Origin of the sequence: Pantoea sp. OXWO6B1, from assembly GCF_001641135.1 — a bacterium.
Classification (GTDB): Bacteria; Pseudomonadota; Gammaproteobacteria; order Enterobacterales; family Enterobacteriaceae; genus Pantoea; species Pantoea allii.
The window spans coordinates 3,490,784-3,511,518 of record NZ_LWLR01000001.1; the positions used below are offsets into that span (position 1 = coordinate 3,490,784).

General features: G+C 57.9%; 21 protein-coding genes. 1 reads left to right on the top strand and 20 read right to left on the bottom strand.

The genetic code is table 11. The annotated features are described in order from the left end of the window. Window positions 1-88: 88 nt before the first annotated feature. The 14 genes from phnD to A6A26_RS18505 form a co-directional block, all read right to left on the bottom strand. Window positions 89-1,018 carry a phosphonate ABC transporter substrate-binding protein gene (phnD, locus tag A6A26_RS18440; RefSeq protein WP_156506679.1) on the bottom strand — a complete coding sequence of 310 codons (930 nt, stop codon included), beginning with the start codon at window positions 1,016-1,018 and terminating at the stop codon, window positions 89-91. A gap of 25 nt (window positions 1,019-1,043) precedes the next feature. Continuing rightward, entirely contained in the window at window positions 1,044-1,874 is an 831-nt protein-coding gene (gene phnC / locus A6A26_RS18445; protein ID WP_063880082.1) for a phosphonate ABC transporter ATP-binding protein, read from the bottom strand. Window positions 1,875-2,063: 189 nt separating this feature from the next. Next, on the bottom strand, window positions 2,064-2,834 hold the full coding sequence (phnP, locus tag A6A26_RS18450) for a phosphonate metabolism protein PhnP (RefSeq protein ID WP_063880083.1): 771 nt from the start codon (window positions 2,832-2,834) through the stop codon (window positions 2,064-2,066). Next, a complete protein-coding gene (gene phnN, locus A6A26_RS18455; protein ID WP_063880084.1) occupies window positions 2,831-3,367 on the bottom strand; it encodes a ribose 1,5-bisphosphokinase in 537 nt (178 codons plus the stop codon). The genes phnP and phnN overlap by 4 nt, the downstream gene beginning before the upstream one ends. Further along, a complete protein-coding gene (gene phnM / locus A6A26_RS18460; RefSeq protein WP_063880085.1) occupies window positions 3,367-4,503 on the bottom strand; it encodes an alpha-D-ribose 1-methylphosphonate 5-triphosphate diphosphatase in 1,137 nt (378 codons plus the stop codon). The genes phnN and phnM overlap by 1 nt, the downstream gene beginning before the upstream one ends. Further along, on the bottom strand, window positions 4,500-5,219 hold the full coding sequence (gene phnL / locus A6A26_RS18465; RefSeq protein ID WP_063880086.1) for a phosphonate C-P lyase system protein PhnL: 720 nt from the start codon (window positions 5,217-5,219) through the stop codon (window positions 4,500-4,502). The genes phnM and phnL overlap by 4 nt, the downstream gene beginning before the upstream one ends. Then, on the bottom strand, window positions 5,220-5,981 hold the full coding sequence (phnK, locus tag A6A26_RS18470) for a phosphonate C-P lyase system protein PhnK (protein WP_063880087.1): 762 nt from the start codon (window positions 5,979-5,981) through the stop codon (window positions 5,220-5,222). Beyond that, window positions 5,971-6,819 carry an alpha-D-ribose 1-methylphosphonate 5-phosphate C-P-lyase PhnJ gene (locus A6A26_RS18475; protein ID WP_013026274.1) on the bottom strand — a complete coding sequence of 283 codons (849 nt, stop codon included), beginning with the start codon at window positions 6,817-6,819 and terminating at the stop codon, window positions 5,971-5,973. Before A6A26_RS18475 ends, phnK begins: the two co-directional genes overlap by 11 nt. Further along, window positions 6,812-7,888, bottom strand: coding sequence for a carbon-phosphorus lyase complex subunit (locus tag A6A26_RS18480; RefSeq protein ID WP_063880088.1), 1,077 nt, complete (start codon window positions 7,886-7,888; stop codon window positions 6,812-6,814). Before A6A26_RS18480 ends, A6A26_RS18475 begins: the two co-directional genes overlap by 8 nt. Then, entirely contained in the window at window positions 7,879-8,463 is a 585-nt protein-coding gene (gene phnH, locus A6A26_RS18485) for a phosphonate C-P lyase system protein PhnH (protein WP_063880089.1), read from the bottom strand. The genes A6A26_RS18480 and phnH overlap by 10 nt, the downstream gene beginning before the upstream one ends. Further along, window positions 8,460-8,909, bottom strand: a complete 450-nt coding sequence (gene phnG / locus A6A26_RS18490) for a phosphonate C-P lyase system protein PhnG (protein ID WP_063880090.1) — start codon at window positions 8,907-8,909, stop codon at window positions 8,460-8,462. The genes phnH and phnG overlap by 4 nt, the downstream gene beginning before the upstream one ends. Continuing rightward, window positions 8,909-9,622 (bottom strand): phosphonate metabolism transcriptional regulator PhnF, encoded by a 714-nt coding sequence (phnF, locus tag A6A26_RS18495; RefSeq protein ID WP_063880091.1) that lies wholly within the window; start codon window positions 9,620-9,622, stop codon window positions 8,909-8,911. The genes phnG and phnF overlap by 1 nt, the downstream gene beginning before the upstream one ends. Window positions 9,623-9,786: 164 nt before the next feature. Then, window positions 9,787-10,476 carry a biuret amidohydrolase gene (locus A6A26_RS18500; RefSeq protein WP_063880092.1) on the bottom strand — a complete coding sequence of 230 codons (690 nt, stop codon included), beginning with the start codon at window positions 10,474-10,476 and terminating at the stop codon, window positions 9,787-9,789. After that, entirely contained in the window at window positions 10,469-11,773 is a 1,305-nt protein-coding gene (locus A6A26_RS18505) for a purine-cytosine permease family protein (protein ID WP_063880093.1), read from the bottom strand. The genes A6A26_RS18500 and A6A26_RS18505 overlap by 8 nt, the downstream gene beginning before the upstream one ends. A 494-nt stretch (window positions 11,774-12,267) precedes the next feature. On the opposite strand from A6A26_RS18505, the gene A6A26_RS18510 reads away from it, so the two are divergent. Beyond that, window positions 12,268-14,193, top strand: a complete 1,926-nt coding sequence (locus A6A26_RS18510) for a phosphatase PAP2 family protein (RefSeq protein ID WP_063881203.1) — start codon at window positions 12,268-12,270, stop codon at window positions 14,191-14,193. Window positions 14,194-14,260: 67 nt separating this feature from the next. On the opposite strand, the gene A6A26_RS18515 is transcribed toward A6A26_RS18510, so the two are convergent. The 6 genes from A6A26_RS18515 to A6A26_RS18540 form a co-directional block, all read right to left on the bottom strand. Next, window positions 14,261-14,773, bottom strand: a complete 513-nt coding sequence (locus A6A26_RS18515; protein ID WP_063880094.1) for an Lrp/AsnC family transcriptional regulator — start codon at window positions 14,771-14,773, stop codon at window positions 14,261-14,263. 251 nt (window positions 14,774-15,024) lie between these two features. Then, window positions 15,025-16,341 (bottom strand): 4-aminobutyrate--2-oxoglutarate transaminase, encoded by a 1,317-nt coding sequence (gabT, locus tag A6A26_RS18520; RefSeq protein ID WP_063880095.1) that lies wholly within the window; start codon window positions 16,339-16,341, stop codon window positions 15,025-15,027. A gap of 113 nt (window positions 16,342-16,454) precedes the next feature. Next, a complete protein-coding gene (locus A6A26_RS18525) occupies window positions 16,455-17,588 on the bottom strand; it encodes a M20 aminoacylase family protein (protein ID WP_063880096.1) in 1,134 nt (377 codons plus the stop codon). Window position 17,589: 1 nt separating this feature from the next. After that, window positions 17,590-18,516, bottom strand: a complete 927-nt coding sequence (locus A6A26_RS18530; RefSeq protein WP_063880097.1) for a 2-hydroxyacid dehydrogenase — start codon at window positions 18,514-18,516, stop codon at window positions 17,590-17,592. Next, window positions 18,516-19,358, bottom strand: a complete 843-nt coding sequence (locus A6A26_RS18535) for a GNAT family N-acetyltransferase (protein ID WP_063880098.1) — start codon at window positions 19,356-19,358, stop codon at window positions 18,516-18,518. The genes A6A26_RS18530 and A6A26_RS18535 overlap by 1 nt, the downstream gene beginning before the upstream one ends. A 10-nt stretch (window positions 19,359-19,368) precedes the next feature. Continuing rightward, entirely contained in the window at window positions 19,369-20,700 is a 1,332-nt protein-coding gene (locus tag A6A26_RS18540) for an NAD(P)/FAD-dependent oxidoreductase (RefSeq protein WP_063880099.1), read from the bottom strand. Window positions 20,701-20,735 lie beyond the last annotated feature (35 nt).

Below are 20,735 nucleotides of genomic sequence, written 5' to 3' on the forward strand. Positions count from 1 at the left end.
GGTTGACGTGCAGACAAGCCCGTCGGCTGTCTCGTGCCGCCTGCCTTGCTGGAGGCGGCACGAGGACGGAAAGCTCACTGCCCTGCCGTTAGCCGCGCGCGCCTTTCATCAGCTCGCGTTTCATATCAATGATGTTCTGAAAGTCAGCAACAGAGGTTTTGCCAATGTGCTGCGCGCCGCCCACGGCTTTAACGAAACAGGCGTGATCGGTTTTATCCAGCTTTTTAATTGCCGCAACCACTTTCTCTTTAAAGTCTGCTGGCAGTTTATTGCTCACCAGAATTGGACCGTTAGGAATCAACGGCGATTGCCAGATGATGCGAATCTGCTTCATCAGATCGGGATGGTCCATACGGATCAGTCGGCCAAACGCACCCGATGTGTAACCGGTGTTGTAATCACCGACCATGGATGTCCAGGTCACCGCGCCGTCAAACTGATTATTCAGCACGCCCAGAATGTCCTGCTCATGACCGCCGGAGAAGGTCACGCTTGAAAAGAAGTTGTTGTATTTATTATCAATCGTGCCACCAAACATCTTCTTAAAGGCCTGGTTTGGCACGAGGAAGCCCGAGGTTGAATCCGGATCGGCCATACCAAAGGATTTGCCTTTCAGATCTTCCAGCTTCTTGTAGGGGCTGTCGGCTTTCACAATCACCACGGAGTGGTAACCGCGAGACTGATCTTTGTCATCCACAACGATACCCACTAAATCAACGGCCTTGGGGTCCTGAATGTAGACGGACGCGTACGAGGAGGGAGACATGCTCAATACCAGATCCACTTTGCCGCCCAGCAGCCCCTGGATCACGCCTGAATAGTCGGAAGAGTTGCGGATTTTGGTATCCACGTTCAGCTCTTTATCGAAGAACGATTTAACACACTGGTTATCACCAATCTGCTGCGTCGCGTTCTGACCGCCCAGGATACCCAGATTCAGTTCTTTCGGTGCGTCCGCTGCCTTAACGCCAAAGGTAAGCAGTGCTGTAGTCAATAAAGCGAAAGATCTCATTTTCATTAGCATTGTTCTCTTGCTGTGATAGTTAGTGGATCTGGTTCAGTTCGTCACCGTACAGCTGATGCAGCAGGCCGTCGGTGAGTTCAGAAGGATGACCGTCAAACAACACCACACCACGCTGAATACCAATGACGCGCGTGCAGTAACTTTTTACCAGCTCAATCGAGTGCAGGTTCACCATCACGCTGATGCCCTGACCGCTGACCTGACGCAACACATCCATAATGCGGGTGGTATTTTTAGGGTCCAGCGACGCGACAGGTTCATCCGCCAACAGAATTTTTGGGTTCTGCATCAGTGCACGGCAAATCGCCACGCGTTGCATTTGGCCGCCGGAGAGGTTCTCGGCGCGCTGCAACGCCTGGGGCAGCATATTCATCCACTCAAGCAGTTGAATGGCGCGGGCGCGATCGGCGTCAGAGAAGATTTTGAAAAAGGATTTCAGCGTGGACGTCTGGCTGAGGCGGCCAAGCAATACGTTGGTCAGCACATCAAGCCGGGGCACCAGGCAAAAATCCTGAAAAATCATGCCGCACTGGGTGCGCCACTCACGCATCTGCCGACTGCTGAGATTCACCACATTCCGATCGGCCTCGCCGTGGTGCAGACTGATAATCGCGCCCTGTGAGGCGGAAATGGTGCCATTGAGCATATGCAGCAGCGTCGATTTGCCTGCGCCAGAGCGACCTATTACCGCCACTAATTCGCCCGCATGCAAATCGAAACTGACGTTATCGAGCACCTTATTGTTAGCGTATGCTTTGCTCAATCCCTGAACAGACAACACTTTTTGCCCGCCTGAATGGGTCAATGACGTGACGTTATCGACCACAGTTTTAAGCAGTGCCTGTGCCATGATGTACTCCGCTGTTACAGTTTACGTTCTGTACGCCCGCCCTCCGAATCCAGAGTTGACGTTATATCGCTGGTCGGTGCTGGTTGGCGTGCGTCATTATCTTGCGTCTGTTGCTCACGCCGCAGGAATCTGACGAGAGACCGCTATATTAAGAACATGGGGGATGAAGGCTGTATTACGGTTAGATGATTAAACTGTGACAGGCAAATCGGCACCGAGAGACAACGACAAACCGTCGTAAGCCGCGCGCACCTGAGCAGGCAAGGCGTGCTCTGCCAGCCAGTTATCCATGTGATGACTCAAATGAATCAGCCAGGCCTGATGGGGTTTCAGTTCATCGATGATTTTCAGCGCTGCGGTCAGATCGTTATGATTGCGCCCGCCCTGTCCGGGCGGATCGTTACAGTCCACCACCAGGTGATCCAGCGTCTGTCCGCGCAGAAAATCCGCTGTATCGGGCGGCAGACCGCAGGTATCGCACAGCCAGGCCAGACGCGATCCATACCAGTCAAACAGATAGCCGTGCGTCAGCCGGGAGTGCTGCAGCGGCAGTGCCGTCACCCGCAACGCACCGAACGACTCCGCCACAAAAGGGGTGAGGGATGGACGGAAATCCAGCAGTCCGGGATGTTTGAACAGATCGTCACAGCCCTTCTCATCCGGCGGCCCCCAGACGGGAATGGCGTTGCCTTCGCCCCAGCGCAGGGTGAATAATCCCTGCACGTGATCCATATGATAGTGAGTCAGCAAAATCCGGTTAATGTCACCCGGCTGGAAACGTTCGGCCAGCAGGGGCAAGCCCGCGTCCAGTAAAATACGCGCCTGACCGGCTTCAATCAGGGCGCTACAGGGCGCACGTTTATAACGTGGCTGCTGGCGGGCGCGTAAACAGGCGTGACAGTCACAACCGAACACCGGTGCCCCCGTCACGCCGCCAGTACCGAGAAAGGTCAGTTTCATGGCGACAGCGCCAGCAGCTGGCGTAACTGTTGTACGGTATCCGCCAGCGCGCCATCGTTATTCAGCCGCAAACAGCCCTCTGGTTGATGCTGCGCAGCGCGAGCCAGCCGTTGGGCGATCGCCTCTTCATTTTCGCGTCCGCGCTGCCGTAAGCGCGCGGCCAGCACCGACGGCGAAACCTCAATGCACAAGGGTAACAGCTGCGCGCCGTAACGCGCGCGCACCTGTTCCAGATGCTGCCGGGACCCGTTTACCAGCACGTTTTGCCCGCATTCAAGCCAGCTATCAATTTCACGCCCGATGCCGTAGCGAAAACCGTGGGCCTGCCAGCTAACGGCAAATAAACCCAGCGCCTCGCGCCGGATAAACTCCGCTTCCGTCAGGGCAACATGGTTTTCTCCCCCCACATCGTGGGGGCGCGTAATGTAGCGGTGCGCAATCAGCAGGCCATCAGGCGGTGCCTCGCGCAGCAGGTCCAGCAGGCTGTCTTTCCCTGAGCCGGAGGGACCTGTTAGCCAGATAAACCGGGCCATCAGTACACCTGCCGACCTTTACTCCACACATGGCGAATATGGGGATGACCATGTTGGGTATGCGCCAGCACCAGATCGGCGCGGCAGCCTTCAGTAATTACGCCACGATCTTCCAGCCCCAGCGCCCGGGCCGGATTACAGGTCACCAGCGCAATAGTTTGCGGCAGAGACAGCGCGTTACGCTCATCTGCCGCCAGGCGGAACGCCGCATCCAGCAGGCTGCCGGGATAATAGTCCGATGACAGGATATCCAGCATCCCGTGGGACGCCAGCTCCCAGGCGGCAACGTTGCCGGAGTGCGAGCCGCCACGGACGATATTCGGCGCGCCCATCAACACCTGCATATTGCGGTAGCGGGAGGCCTTCGCCGCCTCCAGCGTAGTGGGAAACTCGGCTATCGCGCTGCCCACGCCGTGTGACTCTTCCACGTGCGCTTCGGTGGCGTCATCGTGACTGGCAATGGCGATGCCATGCTCACGGCACAGCGCGGCAATCGCCAGACGGTTAGGCTGTGACCAGGCTTTGGCCAGCGCCAGCTGATCGCGCTCAAACTCATCCATCTGCTCATCATTAAGCTGATATTTTCCCTGATAGTACTCGCGGTACTTTTCCAGCGATGCGTACTGGCGCTGTCCCGGTGAATGGTCCATCAACGACACCAGCGACAGCTCCGGTGACGAGATCAGCGCTTCAAACAGCGGCAGCGTTGTGTGGTGCGGCAGCTCGCAGCGCAGATGTAATAAATGCTCGGCGCGGTTTAGCCCCTTGCGATTACTGTCGCGAATAGCCCCAATCATTTTGCTGAGGTTGTCCAGCCGGTGACCGCCATCGCGCACATCGCCCACGCCGATGGCATCCAGCACCGTGGTGATGCCGCTGGCCACCATCAGCGCGTCATGGCTGCTCATGGCCGAGTGTGCCGGCCAGTCGACTTTAGGGCGCGGGGTGAAAAACTTATCCAGGTTGTCCGTGTGCAGCTCCACCAGGCCGGGCAACAGATACGCGCCTTCGCCATCCAGCGCGCTGGCAAGCTGGCTGGTCGTTTCGCTAAAGTTGGTAATACGGTCTTCACGAAACTCCAGCGATCCCGCTACGACTTCATTTTCCAGCACCAGCTTTACATTATTGATGATCATGCTTCTGCCCCTGTCGTGAAGGGCTGCATCACGTGCAGGCGGTCCGCCACACGTTCCCGCACCGCTTCATCATGAAAAATCCCCACAATCGCCGCACCGCGCTCACGCGCCTGTTCGATCAGGCTTACCACCGCCGCGCTGTTAACGCTGTCGAGCGACGCCGTCGGTTCATCCAACAGCAGCACCGGATAATCGGCGATAAAACCCCGGGCGATATTGACGCGTTGCTGCTCCCCACCGGAGAAGGTCGAGGGCGCAAGGGCCCAGAGACGTTCCGGTACGTTAAGCCGGGTCAGCAGGTCTTTGGCGCGCGCTTCACAGAAGCCGCGTTCAGCGCCGCGCTCCAGCAAGGGCTGCATGACGATTTCCAGCGTTGGTACGCGGGGAATAACGCGCAGAAACTGACTGACCCAGCCGATGGTATCGCGGCGAATCGCGATAATCTGACGGGCTGGCGCCTGCGCCATATCCACCCATTCGCCCTGATGCTGTACCCAAATACTGCCGCTGTTGGCCTGATAGTTGCCATACAGGGCACGCAGCAGCGTGGATTTACCGCTGCCAGAATGCCCATGCAGTACCACGCATTCCCCCTCACTGACATCGAGGCTGGCATCCTGCAATACCGGCAGTGCCGCACCGTTCTGATTGTGCAGGACAAAGGTTTTGCACAAATTTTCCACGCGCAGTTGCGTCTTCATTGTCGCTGTCGCCATTTAGTTAAGCACCGATGAAACCAGCAGTTGTGTATAAGGATGATGCGGATCATCCAGTACGCGGTCGGTTAACCCACTTTCCACCACCCGGCCCTGCTTCATGACCAGCAGCCGATGAGCCAGCAGGCGCGCCACGCCCAGATCGTGTGTCACGATGATCACCGCCAGATTCAGTTCACGTACCAGAGTACGCAGCAGGTCCAGCAGCCGCGCCTGCACCGAGACGTCCAGCCCGCCTGTCGGTTCATCCATAAACACCAGTTTCGGTTGGGTCACTAAATTGCGGGCGATTTGCAGACGCTGCTGCATGCCCCCGGAGAAGGTGGTGGGAAGATCATCGATACGGTTAGCCGCGATTTCTACCGCCTGTAGCCAGTGGCTGGCTTCTGCACGGATATCACCATAGTGACGGTGGCCGACAGCCATCAGACGCTCACCGATATTGCCGCCCGCCGTGACCTGAGGACGTAATCCTTCCAGCGGATGCTGGTGTACCACGCCCCATTCGGTACGCAGTAACCGGCGACGGTCGCTTTCACTCATCTGATAGAGATCGCGCTGCAGGTAATGAATCTCGCCCGCCTGCGGCACCAGCCGGGCAGACAGGCTGCGCAGCAAGGTGGTTTTGCCGGAACCCGACTCCCCCACAATCCCCAGCACCTCGCCCGGATAGAGATCAAAGCTGACCTCCTCGAAGCCTTTTCCCGGTGCATAAAGGTGAGTGAGGTTATTGACCGCGAGCAGCGGTTGTTCACTGTGCATGTTGTTGTTCCTGCTGCTGGTGGCAAAAATCTGTATCTGAGCACACAAACATTCGCGTTCCCTGATCGTCCATCACCACCTCATCCAGGTAGCTGTGGCGCGATCCGCACAGCGCACAGGGTTCGTCCCACTGCTGCACGGTGAAGGGATGATCGTCGAAGTCGAGGCTTTCGACTTTGGTATAGGGCGGCAAGGCATAGATGCGCTTCTCGCGTCCGGCACCAAACAGCTGCAGCGCCGGCATCATGTGCATTTTCGGGTTATCAAATTTGGGAATCGGCGACGGGTCCATCACATAGCGATCGTTGACCTTCACCGGATAGGCATAGGTGGTGGCGATGTGCCCGAAGCGGGCGATATCTTCATACAGTTTGACCTGCATGATGCCGTACTCTTCCAGCGCATGCATGGTGCGGGTTTCCGTTTCGCGCGGCTCAATAAAACGCAGCGGCTCAGGAATCGGCACCTGGAAAATCAGAATCTGATCTTCCTCCAGCGGCGTTTCGGGAATACGGTGGCGCGTCTGGATCAGGGTGGCATCGACCGTGCGTTCGGTGGTGGCGGCCCCACTGACCCGTTGGAAGAAACGGCGAATGGAAACGGCGTTGGTGGTATCATCTGCGCCCTGGTCGATGACTTTGAGCACATCTTTATCACCAATCACGCTGGCGGTGATTTGAATCCCGCCCGTGCCCCAGCCGTAAGGCATGGGCATTTCACGTCCGGCAAACGGCACCTGATAGCCCGGAATCGCGACGGCTTTTAAGATGGCGCGACGAATCGTGCGTTTGGTTTGTTCGTCGAGGTAACCGTTGTTATAGCCGCTGAGCTCAGCCATTTTGCTGCTCCTGATAGTCCTGGCGCAGACGTTTCAGCAGTTCCAGTTCGGCCTGGAAATCGACGTAGTGCGGCAGTTTTAAGTGGGAAACAAATCCCGCGGCTTCGACGTTATCCGCATGGGACAGCACAAACTCCTCATCCTGAGCCGGACTGGTGATACGTTCATTGTGCTCGCGGGTCTGTAACGCGCGATCCACCAGCGCCATGGACATGGCTTTTCGCTCTGCCCGACCAAATACCAGGCCATAGCCGCGCGTGAAGTGCGGCGCGCTTTCACCGTCGTGGGTAAATCCGTTGACCATTTCACACTCGGTCAGCAGCATTTCGCCAATTTCCAGTTCAAATCCCAGCTCTTCCGGGCAAACGCTGACGCTGACATAGCCGGTGCGGATTTCACCGGCAAAGGGATGGGTTCGCCCATAGCCACGCTGGGTGGAGTAGCCCAGAGAGAGCAAAAAGCCTTCATCACCGCGTACCAACTGTTGCAGCCGCGCGGCGCGCGAAGCGGGAAACCCCATTGGCTCGCGGGTGATATCCGTCGGTTCGCTGTCGTCGTCGCTTTCACTCTGTGCTAAGCCTTCGTCGCTCATCATGCTGAACATATGCGGACAGTGCTCAGGCAGTGCCTGCTCGCTTCGCTGCGGAAGCGGCGTTTCCCCGTTAGCCATCAGGGTAAAATCCAGCAGGCGGTGGCTGTAGTCGTAGGTCGGGCCTAAAACCTGACCGCCGGGTAAGTCCTTATACACAGCCGAGATACGCCGCTCAATCCGCATGCTGCTGGTGGCTAAAGGCGTGCTTTGTGCCAGACGCGGTAAGGTCGTGCGATAAGCACGCAGCAGGAAAATCGCCTCTACCAGGTCACCGCTGGCCTGTTTAATCGCCAACGCCGCCAGCAAGGGATCGTAAATCCCGCCTTCCGTCATCACGCGATCCACCGCCAGCCCAAGCTGCTGTGCAATCTGATCGCAGGAGAGCTCCGCTACGGCGCGATCGCCCCGGCGCAAGTCGGCCTGCAGATGGTGGGCATTCGCAATGGCTTTTTCGCCCCCTTTCACCGCTACGTACATGAGCACACCTCAACATTCGTTGTGCGTGGCACCGCCATCATCGCTTCGCCACAGGTGAAAATCAGGTCAACGCCCTGAGGAAACGGATGGGGCCGGGCGCGCAGGTATTCGAGCACGCTTTCTGGCAGCTGTGGCGCAATGGCGCGGGCTTCACGCAGCCCAGGCCCCGACAATCGCAGCGCCAGGCCACCGTTTAGCGAGGGCACTTCGATAATCAGCGTGGTGCTTTTTTCCGGTGCCAGGTTGTCACCCGCGGCGAAGTCGCCTGGATTGGGTTGAGCGTCGGCGTGGCTTAATGCAAAGGCCGCATCGTTGCTGTCGGTAACAGAAGCGCCGGTATGAAAACGCAGGTTGTCGCGCAGCTGTTGATTATCCACCTGCGGGTCAAGCCATAGCGGGCTTTCCTGATCGACCAACGTCAGCAGCACGGCGGTGGCGGCAGGCGAAAGTGCGCCCCAGCCCTGTTGCAGCGGCAGGGAAACCATCACGCCCGGCTCGCTCATGGCTTTCAGAATGCGGCGAAAGGCGTGCTGCGCATCCGCAACCGGATGATTAAAACTTGCCAGTAAAGTCATTCATTGTCTCCGCGTACCAGCGTAAAGAAGTCCACTTTGCTGCTGGCAATTTCACGTGCGCGCAGCTGACGCTGCTCTTCACGTGAGGCCGCCAGCGGGGTAATAATTTTTTCCTGCAGCAGTTCACCGGTTTCTGTCTGCTGCAACAGGGCATCCATCAGGGCACAACGTTCGGCATGGGCTTTATCCCGCCCGAGCAGGTAGCTGTAACCCAGGGTGCCATCGTTAAGCCGCACGACTGCGCGCGTCACGGTGGCATCGCCGACCACAAAACGCTTGCCGGTAGCGCCCATGCGGGCCTGCAGGCGCGTCAGGCCAATTTCAGCCGGACGAATCAGGGTAAATTCAGGCTTGAGGTTGAGCGGCTGCCAGTGCGCGTCAAGCTCGGCTGCGCTGCTGTGAGCCAACACCGAAAGCCAGTGCTGGCGGGCCGTTTGCTGTTTCATTAGTGCTCCAGAGTCAGTTCGATCATGTCGCCACGGGTCAGGCTGACGGAGTATTCCGCCATCGCGCCATCGGTGGTTTTATTCAGGGTACGCACGCACAACAGCGGGGAATGCAGCGCGATTTCCAACTGTTTACACTCTTTTGCCTGCGCCCGGCGGGTGCTGATACGCGTCTGGCTGCGCACCAGCTGCTTGCCGGTATGGTGCTGCAGAAAGTCATGGAGTGAACCGCTGTTGAAGCGTTGCAGCTGCGGCCACCAGCTGAGATCGGCAAGAAAGTGATTGATCAGACAGACCGGCAGACCATTTACTCGGCGCAGAGTACGCAGGTGGATCACGTCATTGCCTTCGCTCACCCCAAGTGCCGCGGCCACATCGGCACTGGCCGGGCGCAGCACCGCCAGCAGACGTTCACTGGTGGGATCGCTGCCCTGCTCCATCAGGTTTTGGCTGAAGCGGGCCTGGGCATGCAGCGGATAGTCGTAGGGGCGCATCAACACCAAAATTCCAACACCGTGGCGGCGTTGCAGCAGGCCTTTATTGACCAGCTCGTCGACCGCCCGACGCAGCGTATGGCGGTTTACCGCATAGTGATCGGCCAGTTGCTGCTCGGAGGGTAAATAGTCACCACTGCGGTAGCGTTCCTGAACAGCCTGCTCCAGTTGCGCTGCGACAGCCTGATACACAGTGGTCGGATGTCTGGATAACTCCATCACAATTAAATCCTCACATCAGTAGAGGGATTTCGCAGCGAAGGTGCTGCGGGATGGAAACAGACTGACGGGATCAGATGACAGCGAGGTGACGAGACGGTGACGTAAACATGAATTCGCGCCAGCCTGTCGCGTACAGGGCAACAGGCTGGCAGGTGGGTCCTTCAGGGCTGGCCCAGGCTATCCAGCAGTGCCGCCGAGGTGGCGACCGCGCCAAAGATACCGCCCTGCATATGGATCATGCTCAGGGCGGCTTCATGATGATGTCGCTCAGTGGCGGCACAGCAGTCGGATAAGACCAGGCACTCATACCCGCGATCGTTGGCCTCACGCAAGGTGGTATGCACACACACATCCGTTGTAATACCGGTAATAATCAAGTTGCGGATGCCGCGACTGCGTAACACCAGCTCAAGGTCTGTTGCATAGAAAGAGCCTTTACCAGGCTTATCGATGATCACTTCGCCCGGCAGCGGTGCCAGTTCCGGGATAATCTCCCAGCCCGGCTCACCGCGCACCAGGATACGACCGCACGGTCCTGGGCTGCCAATTTCTGCATTCATCCTGCCCGACCGCCAGCGTTTATTGGCAGGCAGATCGCTGAGATCCGGGCGATGCCCTTCCCGGGTGTGAATGACGGGAAAATGCAGCGCACGCATGCGGGCCAGCAACACCTTAAGCGGTTCGACAGGCGCGCGCGTAAGGCCAATATCGTAGCCCATGGTGTCAACGTAGCCGCCCGCGCCACAAAAATCGATCTGCATATCGATGACGAGTAGCGCCGTATCAGCGGCACTAAAATGGCCATCAAACGGCCAGGCATAGGGGGTGGAATTCACACTGTACTCAGGCATTGTTCTTCTCCATTCGCGGCGTCGGGGAACGTAATTTGATAATCAGGGTATAGCTCAGTGCCGCTGTCACCAGACCGATAACCGCTTCGCCAAACTGGGGAAAGGCCAGATGCGCGATGACCGCGCACAGGCTTCCCAGCGCCCAGGCCGCAAAGGCGGCACCGTGAAACCGTTGCGCCGGGCGCTGTTCACTCAGCTTCGCCATAAAAATCAGATCAACAATCATGACCGCACCAAACGGTGGCACCACCACGCCCAGCAGGCTCAGCCATGCCAGGAAATAAGTCCAAACGCCCGCCAGCGCCAGCAGGCCGCCGATGGCACCGAGAATCAGCGTCCAGCGGCGCATCTTGCTGTTAAAAAGATGGCTGAAGCCTACCGCACCGTTATAAAGACAGTGCGTACACACCGAGCCAAGATTGATGAACACAAACAGGAAAGCCACCACGGTTAAAATCTCACCATGCCCCATCAACATGGGCAGGAAATTACCGCCGTTGGTCAGCGGGTCCACCGCCGCGCCGACCGAGACAATAATCACGCCAAACAGATAGGCGATCAGGTTTGCGACCGGAAACGCCGAAAAGGCGGCGATGACCGCAGCACGGCCACTCTTCGACCAGCGGGTGAAATCGGCAGTCATGGTGCCGGAATCGGCAAACCCCGCCACCACCATGGTGACCGCCGTGCCCATGCTCATGGCTCCCGCCACCGTGGGGCTGCCCTTCCAGTGAAACATGCTGGAAAAATCATGTGTCTGCCCGACGAAATACAGCGCGACAAACCCTAAAATCACAAACATTGGCGCAGCAATCATGCCCAGCACGGACAGAGCACGCACGCCCAGAAAGGTCACGGCCGTAAACAGCACCATGGCAAATGCCGTCACCGACAGGGCATTCCAGCCAAAGGTCTGATGAATCACCGTCCCGGTCAATCCCGTCTGGAAGGCGTACCAGCCGATAACCACGGTCGACAGAAAGCCGGACACGAGGATATAGCCTTTGCTGCCGAAGGTCCTCTTCGCCTGCAGGGCAAAATTCATCCCGGTATTGCCCGCAAACCAGCTTAGTGCGCCGACATAGGCAAACAGCACCAGATTGCCCATCACAATCGCCAGCAACGCAGGCCAGAAGCCAAGGTGCCAGGTAATGATGCCGCCAAACAGCGCATTGGTGAGGATCATGGGGAAACCAAACCAGACCGCAGAAACCGAGCGGGTCGGATGGCGATGCGACAGCGGCACGGGTTCGTGCTCAAACTCCTGCTCTAACGTTGGGGAAGCCTGTTTTTTCATGGCAAAAATTCCTGGTTAAGGTGAATCCACGGACAGGCGCGCTGGGGCACTGACGTTCATCCTGTGCTCGCCATCTTTATGACGGTACAGGTGCCGTCGCGCTGGCGACTGTCATTGCATTGCGTGGTGGTGTACTGCCGCCTTACCGGGCTGTTAACCCTTTTCCACGCATGTTGTCTTACCGGTATTTTTAACCCGATAAGAAGTGCATGAAGCATGCCAGGAATCGTCCCTCCCGCGTTGTCACGCGCGGATGTCCGTCTGGATACGGGCTGGGATACAAGATCGAATACTTATGATAAGACGCGGCACCTTACCCGTTGCGGTGCGGCGGTTTCTGGCACGCTGATGGGGCGGTGATGCACGATAAATGGGAAACTTTTGAATCTCATCTGGAAAGCGAAAAGCACATCAGAATGTCACTGCGTTGTCATGCGCCCTTCACGCCCGGCGACCACAATAGTCGCCCATTATTCTTGTCGAAGGCTTTTATCATGTCTGCTGTTATCCGTTTTGGCACTTTTCTGGCGCTTTTTTCAGGCATGATTGCGGCGCCTGTTGTGAGCAGCGCACAGACATCGGCCGCGCTGCCTGCACCGCCCGCCGACCCCGGATTTACCGATAGCGCGCCTGCGGCAAAGGTGCCGGCTTTTGTTGACAGCATCGCCACCAACCAACGCGGGGATGCGCGCTTTGCCACGCTGGAGACGAATGCCGGCGTGCGCGTGGTGTCCGGCTTTCTGGCCCTGTGGCGTCCGCGTACGCTCAAGGTCGATGCGGGGATTTCGGCACCGGCCCGTGATGGTTTTGCGGCGATTACGCCCTCTGATTGCATTGGCCTGCCCGGTAAGGCCCCCGTCTGCGGCACGATACTTAATCATCAGGTACTGGCGGCGAATGTTCAGTATGTGGTTACGGCGACCCGCCAGCGAACGGCAGCCCAGGCCCAGGCGGCCTACTTTGACGATCGTCGAGCCAAAGGCTATAGCGTCACGGACGGCCTGGGTCCGCTGACCGCGGCATGGCGCAGTGCCGCTCAGCAGGTCACCACCATCACGCAGATTCCCGCAGATGCCACGACGGTGCTGTATAACGACCAGGGAAACAACACCGGCACGGGCAGCCATGACGGCAATCGCGACTTCGGTGAGGTGGTGGATTTTCTCAATGAAATGGGTAACAACGCCTCTACGGAACCGGCAAAACGTTTCTATAAATACGCCCGTCCCTACCGCTGGCGTTCAGAGGTGGCGGTGGTGCCTGCCCTTGTGCCCGCAGAAAGCCCTACGCCCGCTACCGATGGCGGATTTATCAGCGGACACACAGCGGAGGCGGTCAGAGATGCCCTGACCATGGCGTGGCTGGTGCCGGAGCGCTACCAGGAGATGGTCAGCCGCGGGATGGAGTTGGGCGAAAGCCGGATCGTCGCCGGGATGCATTCGCCTTTGGATGTTATGGGCGGACGCATGTTCGCGCTGGCCGTTACCACCGCAAATCTGACGGCATATCATGAGGATGCACAACGCGCGTACAAACAGGCGCATCAGGTATTATGGCAACGCACCGGTACACAACCCAGCACCTTTCTGCAATACGCTCACGCCGCGCCGCTCAGTGCCGACCGCTTCGCCGATCCTACCCTTAACCGTGCCAGTGCCCTTCGGCGCATGACGTTTGGCTTTGCTCCCATCGCGTCCCGCCATCGTCCAGCGGTGGTGCCCAAAGGTGCCGAGGTTCTACTGGAAACCCGTTTTCCCTATCTGAGTGCCATGCAGCGCCGCGTGGTTTTAAAAACCACTGAACTGTCATCGGGCTATCCGATCCTGGATGATGCCGAAGGTTGGGGACGTCTGAATATCGTGGCGGCCGCCGACGGATATGGTCAGTTTACCGGGAATGTGCAGGTGATGATGGATGCTGAGAAAGGCGGTTTTAATCAGGCCGACAGCTGGCGGAATGCGATTGGCGGCCAGGGGAAACTGACCTTACAGGGTTCAGGTACGCTGCGGCTACTGGGTGCGAATCGCTACAGCGGCGGCACTGAAATTGAAGGTGGCGTGCTGGAGGCCGGTTCAGCCAGCGCCCTGGGCGTGGGTGAAGTTTATGTGGGCAACGCCGGCAGCGTGCGTATTGCCGCAGCCAGCCCGGTGCGCGTTAAACAATATTCGGCGCAGCCTCAGGCAACTCTTGAACTGGATATCGATGGTCAGGGCGGAGGTCGTCTCAACGTGAAGGGGCCATTGGTCGCAGGCGGTACGCTGTTAGTGAAGTTTGTGAAGGGTTATCACCCCAAACCGGGTACGCTGATTCCGTTGATTGAAGCGGGCTCAAATGCAGCCCACTTTGGTCGCATTATTGTCGAGGGCTATCAGGCTCAGCCTGTCAGCTCCGCTACGCGAATCAGTATTAAACTGCTCTGATCCTGAGCACGGCTGGCAAGGCGCGCAGAGAATGGGCTTGCCAGGCTTCTGCGCGCCGGGCCGAAAATTACACGCCGAACTCTAGCGGGTTATGTTTACTGATCAGTGAGCGTAACGGCACACTGCTTTTCATCACGGGTGATTTAATCACGATATAGCTGAAGTACTTATCGATGCCAATTTGCGCATCCAGCATCTTCTCAATCACATCCTGATAATGCTCAATGCTGCGGGTAATAAAGCGCAACAGGTAATCGTAACCCCCGGTAATTAAGTGACATTCCATGAGTTCGTCAACGTCACGCATGGCGGCTTCAAACTTCATAAAGTCTTCGCGCCGGTGTCCGTTCAGCGTCACTTCGGTAAACACGGTGACCGAGTCGGTAATTTTGGTGAGATTGACGTGTGCTTCATAGCCGGTAATAAAACCGGCCTGCTCAAGCCGTTTAACCCGTTGCAGGCAAGGACTCGGGGAAAGTCCTACTGCATCGGCGAGATTAACGTTGCTGATACGGCCATCTTTTTGTAGTTGCACCAGAATATTAATATCGATGCGATCGAGTTTCATTAAGCCGTTCATAGCACCCCTCATTGTTTACAGCTGTACTGGATGTTCGCTACTACCCAGAGCGACTCTGTGTACACAAGCGTAAAGCGCACTTTTATAGATACTTAAAATACGCCACTCTAAAATAACAAGTACGCTACTTTTTTGTAACACAAAAAAACCCCGGTCTGTCACGCTTTGCAAAAATTGCGCCAGCGTTGAACCCGGCGGCGACCCCGCTGGCCGCGATACCGGGCTGTTGCCTGTTCAATGAGGGAGAGCGGCTATCCTAAGCGTCCAGTCGCACGCGCCAGGGCAATATCAAAAATATGCAGTGCCTCTTCAAGTTGCGAATCGGTGGTCACTAACGGTGCAAGGAAGCGAATCGTATTACGGTGTAAACCGCATTTAATCAGCAGCAGCCCTTCCTGACAGGCGCTGTCGAGGATCTTTTGCGTCAGCGCGCTGTCGGGTTTGTGGGTGTCCACATCCAGAATTTCTACTGCCTGCATAAAGCCCACGCCGCGCACGTCACCGATGCAGGCATATTTATCTGCAAGTTGACGCAAACGTTGATTCAACTGCTCACCCAACTGACAGGAACGCGCCAGCAGGTTTTCTTGCTCAAACACGTCAAGCACCGCCAGTGCCGCTGCACAGGCCAGCGCATTACCGCCATAGGTGCCGCCCAGTCCGCCCGGTGCCGGGCCGTCCATCACTTCGGCTTTACCCACCACACCGGAAATCGGCAGGCCCCCCGCCAGACTTTTCGCCATCGTCACCATATCAGGCTTAATGCCGAGTTGCTGGAAGGCAAACATGCTGCCTGTACGACCAAAGCCGGTCTGGATTTCATCACAGATCAGCATAATACCGTGTTGGGTCGTGATGCGACGCAGCGCCTGCATAAATGCTGGCCCGGCGGGCAGGAAGCCGCCATCGCCCTGCACTGGCTCAATGATAATCGCAGCCACGCGCTCCGGCAGAATCTGCACCGCAAACAGTTGGTCCAGCGCTTTCAGGCAGTCCGCTTCCGTCACGCCGTGCAACGGGTTCGGGAACGGCAGACGATAAACATCGCCAGGGAAAGGGCCAAAGTTTTGTTTGTAAGGCGCGGACATCCCCGTCAAGGTGACGCCAAGTAAAGTACGTCCGTGGAAGGCGCCGTCAAAGGCGATGATGCCCGGTCGTTGCGTATAAGAACGGGCAATTTTAACCGCATTCTCCACCGCTTCTGCACCGCTGGTGAAAAACACGCTCTTATAGTGTTCGTCCCCGCCCACCAGCTTATTCAGGCGCTGCGCCAGTTCGATATATCCCGGATAGGCCACCACCTGAAAACAGGCGTGCGATACCAGGCCCAGCTGGCGAGTTACAGCGTTAACCACAGCCGGATGGTTGTGGCCCACGTTAAGCACGCCAATGCCGCCGACAAAATCCAGATAGCGATTGCCTTCTACATCCCACACTTCACTGCCTTTGGCTCGCTCAATCACCAGCGGATGAGCGGTAACAATGCCGCGCGGCACATTATGATCTCGGACATCCAGCAACTGGCTGTTGTCCGCATAGGTTTGCTGCTCTGCCAGGACATTCTGCATTTTTATACCTCATCCACGTCGTGTTCGATTGGCTTAAGTATCGCAATCTGTGGGGCAATAACGCTGCCGTAATTCCGTCAGCAGCGGCATTTCGTGTCAAAATCCCACGGGTTTCAGCGAGTAAATGTTGTTCCCAGCCCGTGGCAGGCCAGGGTAATCAACGCCTGGATGCCATGCGGTATCAGCGCGTCGTTAAAGTCATAGGCGGCATGATGAAGCGGCTTGCTGGGGGCCGATCCTATCCATACATAGGCACCGGGCTTTGCCTGTAACATAAAGGCAAAATCTTCCGAGGTGAGTGCAGGCTGGCGCGCCAGTTGGGTTGTCATGCCCGCCGCCTGCAAGGCCGCCAGGGCCTGAGTCGCCTCAGATTCATTGTTGATGGTGGCCGGGTAATAACGCAAATAGTTCACCTCGGCCTGTAACCCGTGCGCCGCCGTAATGTGTTCCGCCATCTGCCGCAGCCGGGATTCAATAATGTCCTGCGCTGCCGGGTTAAAAGTGCGCACCGTACCGGTGATGTTGGCTTCCGCAGGGATCATATTGTGGGAAAAACCGCCCTGCATACGCGTCACCGTCAGCAAAGCCGGTTCGCAGGGATCGAGCGCCCGGGAAACCAGCGTGTTTAACTGCACCACCAGTTCACTGACGGCTAACAACGTATCGTGCGTCAGATGCGGCTGTGCGGCGTGACCGCCCGCGCCTTTGACAGTGATATCAAACCGGTCTGCCGCGGCCATAATGGCACCGGGCCGGGTCTGAATTTCACCCAGGGGTAATTCAGGCCAGTTATGCAGGGCAAACACCGCATCACAGGGGAAGCGCTGAAACAGACCGTCGTCAATCATGGCCTTCGCGCCTGCCAGGCCCTCTTCTGCCGGCTGAAAGATAAAGCAGACAGTGCCGCTGAACTCAACTTCACGCGCCAGCTTTTCCGCCGCGCCCAGCAGCATGGTGGTGTGACCGTCGTGGCCACAGGCATGACTGTGGTTCGCTACCAGACTGGTCCAGGGCACCTCGCCTTTGTCCTGCATGGGAAGCGCATCCATGTCGGCCCGCAGCCCAATCATGCGTGAGCCGTTGCCTTTCTTCAGCACGCCCACTACGCCCGTTTTGCCAATGTCCCGATGCACCTCAATGCCTAAATCCTGTAGAAAACGCGCGACAATATCGCTGGTTCGCTGTTCATGGAAACCCAGTTCAGGATTACGGTGTAGATCGCGGCGCAACGCCACTAAATGGTCCATCTCAATATCCTCGTGAACGATCAACGACGCCGTGCAGCGGTTCACCACGCTGAAAGCGACGCAGATTAGCCAGCAGTGCGCTGATCGCGCTGTCGTTTTGCGTCTGGCTGGCGATGTGCGGCGTGAGCCAGATTGCGGGATGCGTCCAGAATGCATGATCGGAGGGCAGAGGTTCAGGGTCGGTCACATCAATCACCGCCGCCCGTAACTGGCCGCTGTCGAGCGCATCCAGCAGATCCTGATGATTAAGCTGAGGACCGCGCCCGGCCTGCACCAGTGCAGCACCTGCTGGCAGTTGGCTGAACAGCCCGGCATTCAGTCGCCCCTGAGTACTGGGCGTCAGCGGTAGCAGGCACACCAGAATATCGCTGCGGGCGAGAAAGTCGGGCAGCTGATCGTCACCATGCCAGCACGGCACATCCGGAATAAGATGCGGCGTACGGCTCCAGCCGCCACAGTCAAATCCCATCGCCTGAAGCTGTGCCAGTGCCGCGCGGCCCAGTTCGCCCAGTCCCATGATCCCGACGCGGCGCTGACTGGCGGGAATAGCCAGATGCGCCTGCCATTGCTGATGCCGTTGCTGCTGAAAATAGCGTGGCATATCACGATGTAATCCCAACACCGCAAAGGTGATGTACTCCACCATGCCCTGCGTCAGGCCGGGTTCAATCGTTCTGACCAGCGGGATATGTGACGGCAGCGTGGACAGATCAAACTGTTCCGCTCCGGCCCCTACGGAAAACAGGATTTTCAGATTGGGAAAACGGTCTGCAAGGTTATCGGGCGGCAGCCAGGCGACCAGCGCATCAACCTGATCGGCATCGCCGGTCTCCGGCCAGAGGTGTAAATGAATATCGGGCGCGTGCTCAGCCAGCCAACGCTGCCAGTGCAGGCCGCGCTGTGGCTCCGATTTATAAACGATGTGCATCAGGCCATTGCCTGCGTCATCAGCCCAAATGCCTGCATGCCTTGTGGCACCCAGACGTCACCGCGCACCATCGTGATCGGCGCGTCAACGTTTGTCAGGCCCAGGCTCTCCAGCCAGGCGGCCAGCGGCAGCGCGGCATCCGTATCCATGCGCAGATATTCGCCCTTCAGGCTCTGCATCAGCGCGGCGGTTAGCGCCTGGGCAACCGGAAAATCTTGTGCAATAACGGGTCCAATGACCCAGCCACGACCAAAGCGCCGCAGGCTGGCATAACCCTGAGGGGTTTGCTGGTTATCCTGCAAGATAATGGTCTGATTGTCGGTAATCAGATGTTCCACCAGCGCCGGGCGGAAAAGCCCGTGCGCGGCCTGCTCCATCTGCACCAGCGCATCCCGATCGTCAGGGGTGGCGCTGCGCAGCGTCAATCCAGCCGGGATCTCCACTCTGGGTAACGCGTTCAGGGCAGGCGTTTGGTACTGTAGGATCTTACCGCAGGTAACAAAGCCGAGTTTTTCATACAGGCCCTTACCCATCTCCGTCGCATGCAGACGCACGTTATAACCGGGCACTTTCTCTAATAAGGCCAGCATCAACTGCTTGCCCAGCCCGCGCCCCTGGTGCTGATTCGCGACAATCACCAGACCGATGGTCGCGGCCTTGTCGCCCCAGCGCCAGAGAATCGCACTGCCTATTACTTCGCCCTGCTCTTCAATGACCACGCCTTCGCCGAGCTGCATGCCGATGGCCCAGTCTTCATGGCGGTGCGGCCAGTTCAGCGCCTGGCTCATCGCGTAAACCTGGGGAATGTCTTCGGTCGTCATGGTACGAATATCAACTGTCATTTTGCTTTCCTTACATCATGCCGGGTGCATCAAGTCCGCTGCCGTCGATAAAACGGCTGTAGCGATAAGGCGTGGGATCGACCACCGGCGTGGAGTCTGTCGCCAGTTGAGCCGCCAGGCGGCCCGCACCGGGACCAATCCCAAAACCGTGGGCACTGAATCCTGCCGACAACACCAGGCCTGGCAGTTTTGCCACCGTTGAAATGACCGGAATCGCGTCCGGTGTACTGTCAATCATCCCGCCCCAGGCCTGGGCGACTTTCAGGTTTGCCAGCGCAGGAAATTCACGCCGCATTGCCGCAAGTCCGCTTTCCACGACCCAGGCATCGGCAGCGGGGTCCAGAATACGCATCCGCTCGAAGGGTGAAATCGCATCCAGATCCCAGCGGCCCATCGCCTCAGGGCCATTAAAGAACGGCTTCACCCCCAGATTCAGGGTAAGATTTTTACGCCGACTTTTAAACGTGGGATAAAACTGTCGCAGGTAACGAATCCCCTGCGCACCGGGTTCAAGCCGCCCGCGGCCCGATACGGAAACGGTATAGCTGCCATCCATCTGCGGTCGACAGGCAAAGCTTTCGGTATAAAAAGGGACGGCGATAGCCTGCTCAATCGGGTAGGTACGGAAGGCGGTGCCAATGACGTTCCCCAGCGGCAAATCAATGCCGTGCCGACGGCAAAACATCGAGGTCCAGGCGCCCGCCGCACAGATCACCCGGGAGGTTTTGATCAAGCCGCGTTCCGTTATGACTCCGCTGACGCGCCCGGCTGAAATATCCAGCCCGCGCACTGCACACTGCTGGAAAACCAGCGCGCCTTTTTTTTGCGCGCCAATCACAATGCCCGGTGCAGCCAGTTTAGGTTCAGCCGCGCCATCCGCCGGGGCGGAAACGCCGCCCAGCCAGTTTGTGGTACTGCCTGGCGTCATGGCTTTCGCCTGCTGGGCATTCAGGATATCGCTGCGCACGCCGTACTGTTTGGCCATCTGGCCCCACTTATCCCAGGCCGCAATATCTGCTTCGTTGCGGGTGGCATAGACCAGACCGCTGCGACGAAAGCCCAGCTCTTCCCCGGTTTCAATGCTAAGTTCTTCCCAGCCGCGTAAGGCTTCAATCACCAGCGGCAGTTCGCGCTCGTCACGATTCTGCTGACGGCACCAGCCCCAGTTGCGGCTCGACTGCTCGGCGCCGACCAGCCCCTTCTCGATCAGCACCACCTTCAATCCTTTTTTTGCCAGTACCCAGGTGGCGGCGGCCCCCGCAATACCGGCACCAATCACCACCACATCGGCGGACGCCGGGAAATCACTGCTGTCCTGTACGTAACGAATCGGTGCGGGCATGGCGTAGCCACCTCTTAATCTGTTTGTTTGCCGGT

Coding starts and splice junctions, on each gene's coding strand:
- A6A26_RS18480 (WP_063880088.1), bottom strand. CDS start 7,888: ATGTACGTAGCGGTGAAAGGGGGCGAAAAAGCCATTGCGAATGCCCAC.
- A6A26_RS18475 (WP_013026274.1), bottom strand. CDS start 6,819: ATGGCTGAGCTCAGCGGCTATAACAACGGTTACCTCGACGAACAAACC.
- phnD (WP_156506679.1), bottom strand. CDS start 1,018: ATGAAAATGAGATCTTTCGCTTTATTGACTACAGCACTGCTTACCTTT.
- phnL (WP_063880086.1), bottom strand. CDS start 5,219: ATGGCGACAGCGACAATGAAGACGCAACTGCGCGTGGAAAATTTGTGC.
- A6A26_RS18530 (WP_063880097.1), bottom strand. CDS start 18,516: ATGCACATCGTTTATAAATCGGAGCCACAGCGCGGCCTGCACTGGCAG.
- A6A26_RS18510 (WP_063881203.1), top strand. CDS start 12,268: ATGTCTGCTGTTATCCGTTTTGGCACTTTTCTGGCGCTTTTTTCAGGC.
- A6A26_RS18540 (WP_063880099.1), bottom strand. CDS start 20,700: ATGCCCGCACCGATTCGTTACGTACAGGACAGCAGTGATTTCCCGGCG.
- phnH (WP_063880089.1), bottom strand. CDS start 8,463: ATGACTTTACTGGCAAGTTTTAATCATCCGGTTGCGGATGCGCAGCAC.
- phnK (WP_063880087.1), bottom strand. CDS start 5,981: ATGCACAGTGAACAACCGCTGCTCGCGGTCAATAACCTCACTCACCTT.
- A6A26_RS18535 (WP_063880098.1), bottom strand. CDS start 19,358: ATGACAGTTGATATTCGTACCATGACGACCGAAGACATTCCCCAGGTT.
- phnM (WP_063880085.1), bottom strand. CDS start 4,503: ATGATCATCAATAATGTAAAGCTGGTGCTGGAAAATGAAGTCGTAGCG.
- phnG (WP_063880090.1), bottom strand. CDS start 8,909: ATGAAACAGCAAACGGCCCGCCAGCACTGGCTTTCGGTGTTGGCTCAC.
- A6A26_RS18500 (WP_063880092.1), bottom strand. CDS start 10,476: ATGCCTGAGTACAGTGTGAATTCCACCCCCTATGCCTGGCCGTTTGAT.
- gabT (WP_063880095.1), bottom strand. CDS start 16,341: ATGCAGAATGTCCTGGCAGAGCAGCAAACCTATGCGGACAACAGCCAG.
- phnP (WP_063880083.1), bottom strand. CDS start 2,834: ATGAAACTGACCTTTCTCGGTACTGGCGGCGTGACGGGGGCACCGGTG.
- phnF (WP_063880091.1), bottom strand. CDS start 9,622: ATGGAGTTATCCAGACATCCGACCACTGTGTATCAGGCTGTCGCAGCG.
- phnC (WP_063880082.1), bottom strand. CDS start 1,874: ATGGCACAGGCACTGCTTAAAACTGTGGTCGATAACGTCACGTCATTG.
- A6A26_RS18505 (WP_063880093.1), bottom strand. CDS start 11,773: ATGAAAAAACAGGCTTCCCCAACGTTAGAGCAGGAGTTTGAGCACGAA.
- A6A26_RS18525 (WP_063880096.1), bottom strand. CDS start 17,588: ATGGACCATTTAGTGGCGTTGCGCCGCGATCTACACCGTAATCCTGAA.
- phnN (WP_063880084.1), bottom strand. CDS start 3,367: ATGGCCCGGTTTATCTGGCTAACAGGTCCCTCCGGCTCAGGGAAAGAC.
- A6A26_RS18515 (WP_063880094.1), bottom strand. CDS start 14,773: ATGAACGGCTTAATGAAACTCGATCGCATCGATATTAATATTCTGGTG.